The sequence below is a fragment of the Xanthomonas cissicola genome, assembly GCF_008801575.1.
GTDB classification, from domain to species: domain Bacteria; phylum Pseudomonadota; class Gammaproteobacteria; order Xanthomonadales; family Xanthomonadaceae; genus Xanthomonas; species Xanthomonas cissicola.
Map to the genome: position 1 here is coordinate 1 of NZ_VZPL01000201.1, position 1,067 is coordinate 1,067.

Here is a 1,067-nt window from a genome sequence, read left to right on the forward strand (position 1 = left end):
GAGCAAGAGCGGATGTGTTTGACTACATCGAGCGACGCCACAACCCAAGGATGCGGCGAAGGGCGGCCAAGCAGGATCAGAAGGTTGCAGCTCTTTTACAACCGTCCGTGATATCGGGGTAGAACCCAAGACCTGGTCGTGCTCTTGCGCCGCCGCTGGATCAACTGACGTCCAACATGACGTCAACCGGGAGAAATCGATGAGCATTCCCGCACAAGCTTTTGCAGATCGGCTTACCAATGACCTATCACCTGGCAGCATCTTTCTGTTCCGAGAGAGTTGGGCAATGTTGGTCAACAATCAGCAGGAAGAAGGCGACCCTGTTCTCGCTTTCTTGATGCTCCAAGGCGAGCGCGCAGGTTCGCTCTTCAAGGTAGGAGAGGGCATGACTCGATGTCTGACTCTGGCTGAGCCATTCGGATGGTTCGCATCAGTGAAAGAGGTAGCGCTCCCAGCACATGACGTGGTGGATACCGCGTCACTATCACTTACGCCACATGGGCCGGTGGTGGTTGGTCAAATGCCCCACCAATGGGGGGACGGCGACAAGATCGCGTTTGGCATGGATGGACAGCCCCTTGGTGACCATCCCCCTGGCGCGGTCAAGCGCTTTGCTACATGGAGCGCTGAGATCTTCCATCCATCTCGGCCTTTCGTCAGCTTGGGACGCATCTTTGAGGTCGATCGAACTGCTCGCTAGTTCCATCAGTTAGGCAACGAAGGCAGCGAAAAATAGTGATCCCAAAGGCCTTGCGCTTCTCGAAATCTAGAGAAAGTGTTTCTCCAACATCAGGAGAAATGCATGGCCATCTACCACACCCGCATCAAAACTTACAGCCGAGCAAAAGGCCATTCCGCAATTGCCGCAGCGGCATATCGCGGTGGTTATCTGCTCACCGATCCCAACTCAGGTGCTCGCCACGACTACCGGGGTAGGGCAGGCATCATCCAATCGCGTTGCATGGCGCCAACTGGCTCACCGGCATGGGCCTATGACCCACAGGCGCTTTGGGCGGCTGCAGAAGCGGCGGAGCGACGGCACAACAGCACGGTGTGCCGAGATTTCG

The 1,067-nt window shown here is 56.5% G+C and carries 2 protein-coding genes and 1 pseudogene; all 3 read left to right on the forward strand.

The window, feature by feature from the left end; all coding sequences use genetic code 11:
- Positions 1–122 (forward strand): annotated as a pseudogene (locus F7R02_RS25500) (IS3 family transposase); the annotation flags it as partial.
- 77 nt (positions 123–199) lie between these two features.
- A complete protein-coding gene (locus F7R02_RS25505; protein WP_078589953.1) occupies positions 200–700 on the forward strand; it encodes a hypothetical protein in 501 nt (166 codons plus the stop codon).
- A gap of 102 nt (positions 701–802) precedes the next feature.
- A partial coding sequence (locus F7R02_RS25510; RefSeq protein ID WP_167521113.1) for a MobA/MobL family protein occupies positions 803–1,067 on the forward strand: 265 nt, incomplete at its 3' end.